The sequence below is a fragment of the Methanosphaera sp. A6 genome (genome assembly GCF_001729395.1).
GTDB classification, from domain to species: Archaea; Methanobacteriota; Methanobacteria; order Methanobacteriales; family Methanobacteriaceae; genus Methanosphaera; species Methanosphaera stadtmanae.
This window is the reverse complement of sequence record NZ_MAIF01000082.1, coordinates 1-3,530: the sequence shown is the minus strand read 5'-3', so window position 1 is coordinate 3,530 and position 3,530 is coordinate 1. Positions and strand designations below refer to the sequence as shown.

Here is a 3,530-nt window from a genome sequence, read left to right as displayed (position 1 = left end):
TTTTTAAATAAAATTCGACTAATCACTGGTTCAAGTTTACGATATAACCATTCTGTTAATGGAATAGCTACTAATATATAAACATACATACCTGTAACCATTGAAAGCAGATTTGCCATTCCACTAAATGCTTCTAGTTGAACTGTTGCTGAAGGGAAAATAGCACACAACGATGCTACTGCTGCTGCATTCATACTTGCACTACCAATACCACATGCCATTCCATAAGCATATGGGTGTAATGGAATAACATGTGCCAATACACTTGCTAGTAAACTAATAAATGGTGTTCCTAAAACAGTACCTATAAGAAATACTGTGAAAAATCCTTTTGTTTCTGGTGAATTAAATCCAAAGGTATCTATAACAACAGCCATCTGTGGCTCTCTACATATAGAACTTGTCATTCCAATAGATTCACGTTTAAAACCAAGTAACAATGCTACAGGTAATGCTGCAAATATTGTTCCCAAGTTTCCTATCTCTTGTAAAAGAATTGCAGGTCCAGCATTAAAAATAATCTGAATATTTTGTCCACTTGCAATTGCTAGTTTAGCTAGTAATGGACCAATTAAGAGCATCATAATTGTACTAGCTTTATTTGATTGTTTATCTGTAATCCATTTAACAGGTTTTGCTAAATAGAGTGCAATTGCTAAAACCAATGAATATAATAATGGCATGAATACTATTGTAATTCCATAGAGATTTACTGTTAGCATGCCAATATATTCAGCTATCACTATACATACTAAAATAGTCAGATGTAATTTATAATCCTTTCGGGCTTCAGTCAACTCTTGATAATTATCAGAGTTTTTTTCATTGACCATAATACATCCCCCAAAAATTATATATATTTTTTTTAAATCCCCTACATTATTATAATAAATCATATATAATTAATGGTTTTTTAAAGTTGAAATTAATTATTATTATATAATGTAATACTAATATATAAACATTCAATAATTAAAAATTAAAATTATCTAAATAATTTATATTTTTTATATTAATTTACTATAAATTAATTATTTTTTTCTATTTAAAAATAAAAAAAGTTCATAATTAACTTAGATTTATAAGACAAATGAATAAATTACCAAAAAAGTGAACATTATTTTAGAAAAATAAAGTTATTATATGGACTTAATTTTTATTTAATCTTAATATTTACATTATTTTTATAAATAAGATAATGATTTTAAATAGTTAATTGTAAAAATGAAGAAAACATATTTATTTTATAAAAAAAACCCCATTTAACCATTTTAATAAAAAACTTAAAAAATACACCTTAAGGTTTTTTTTCTTAAAATAAGAACATATTTTTCTTTTTTTGAGCAAAACACATATATTTAATCAACATGAAGTGAATAAAGCCCATATATGTGTTCCTAAAAAGTGATTTGGAAAATATTTTAGTTCCTAAAAAGTGTTTATTAATATGAAATTTAGTTCATATATAGTGAATAAATATCAAATTAAGTTCCCAAAATAAGAACTATTTATTCACTAAATAATAACATGAAAAAATAGAAAAAAAAGAAAAAAAATTAATTTGTAATAGGTTTTTTAATAGTAATATTATCTTTAGATTTGTGAGCATAATCAGAAAAATCTCTATCATACAATGATGCTGCCAACATTACAACTGCACATGAACCTATATTATGTACTAATGCTCCACTTATAGGATCTAATAGTCCTAATACTGAACATACAATAGCAACTGCATTTATTATCATAGATATTGTTATACTTAGATGTATTGTAAATAAAGTTGCATTTGATAATTTTTTAAGATATGTTAAATTTTCAATATCATCACCTAGCAATGCAATATCTGCTGCATCAATAACTATATCACTACCCATACCACCCATTGCAACACTAACATCTGCTGTTTTTAGTGCTGGAGCATCATTAATTCCATCACCAACCATACACACTGTTTTCTTATCACATTTTAATTGTTCAATTATTTCAACCTTGTTTTCAGGTAACAGTTCTGAATAGATATTTGTTATACCAACTTTACTTGCAAAGTAATTTGCAGCTTTATGATTATCTCCAGTTAATAATTCAACATCAGTATCTAAATCATTGATTAAAGTATTAACTACATATGGAGCAGTTTCACGTAACACATCAGATAACCCAATTATTCCAACTAATTCATTATCATATGATACTACAATAGATGCTTTTCCTTCATTTCTTAGTAAGTCTAATTTTTCAATAGATTCACTATTTATTGTAATATTATTTTCTTCCATGAATTTAATAGTACCAGATAGTATTTTTTTATTATTATATACTGCAGATACTCCTTTTCCTGGAATCATTTTAAATTCTTCAGGTTGAGTATAATTGATAGATTCATTTTTACTGTATTTTACTATGGCTTTACCTATAGGATGTTCTGATTTTACCTCTGAAATTGTTACATATTTTAATAATATTTTTTTACTAATATTTTCTTTCAATGGTATTATATCAGATACTTCTAGGTTACCATAGGTTAAAGTTCCTGTTTTATCAAATGCTATGGAGTTAACATTACCCATTTTCTCTAGAGCTTCACCTGATTTTATAAGAACACCATGTTTTGTAGCTTGACCAATTGCAGCCATAATAGCTGTTGGTGTAGCAAGTATCAGTGCACATGGACAGAATACTACTAGTATTGTTACTGCTCTTTCAATATTCCATGTTAGTATGTATGTAATAATAGCAATAGCTAATGCAACAGGTACTAACCATGTTGCCCATTTATCTGCAATTCTTTGTGTTGGTGCTTGTTTTTCATCAGCTTCCTTAACCATTCTAATTAATTTTTCTAGTGAAGAATCTTTACCTATTTTTGTTGAGATTATATCTATGGCACCATATAAGTTTAAAGTACCAGCATATACTTCATCATTAACTGTTTTATCTAGTGGTAGTGATTCACCAGTCATAACAGATTGATCTACAGATGTATCTCCACTGATTATAATTCCATCTACTGGAATTACTTCTCCTGGAAGTACTCGTAATTTATCTTCTTTTTTTATTTCCTGAACTTTTATTTCTTTTTCTACAATATCTCCATTTTCTTTAATTAGTAATCTACCAGTTTGTGGTTTTAGATTTATTAAATCTCTTAATCCTTGTTTTGATTTTCTTACAGTGTAGTCTTCAAGAAGAGCTCCTAATGCCATTATAAATACTACTTCACCTGCAGCAAATATTTCACCAATCATTAATGATGCAACCATTGCAATACATATTAATAATGCTGAAGATACCCAGTGTTCATAGACTAATCTACTTAAAGCTAGGTATAGAAGAGGAAGTCCACATATTACAATAGTTACCCATGCAGGATCTATTGGTAATGTTGTGTTTGTTATTAATAATATTAAACTTATTAATAGGAATATTCCTCCTACTATGGTCATTTTAAGACCTTCGAGAAAACCCATTAATTTCTCGAATTTATTCATAAGTATTACTCCTTTATATATAATTTATATTATAGTTAA

General features: G+C 27.2%; 2 protein-coding genes. Both read right to left on the bottom strand.

All coding sequences use genetic code 11. The features are described 5' to 3' along the window. Positions 1-833, bottom strand: an 833-nt coding sequence (locus tag A9758_RS02730; protein ID WP_069776328.1) for a DUF3100 domain-containing protein, incomplete at its 3' end; no start/stop codon positions are given. 723 nt (positions 834-1,556) lie between these two features. Further along, entirely contained in the window at positions 1,557-3,491 is a 1,935-nt protein-coding gene (locus A9758_RS02725) for a cation-translocating P-type ATPase (RefSeq protein ID WP_011406276.1), read from the bottom strand. Positions 3,492-3,530: the final 39 nt, after the last annotated feature.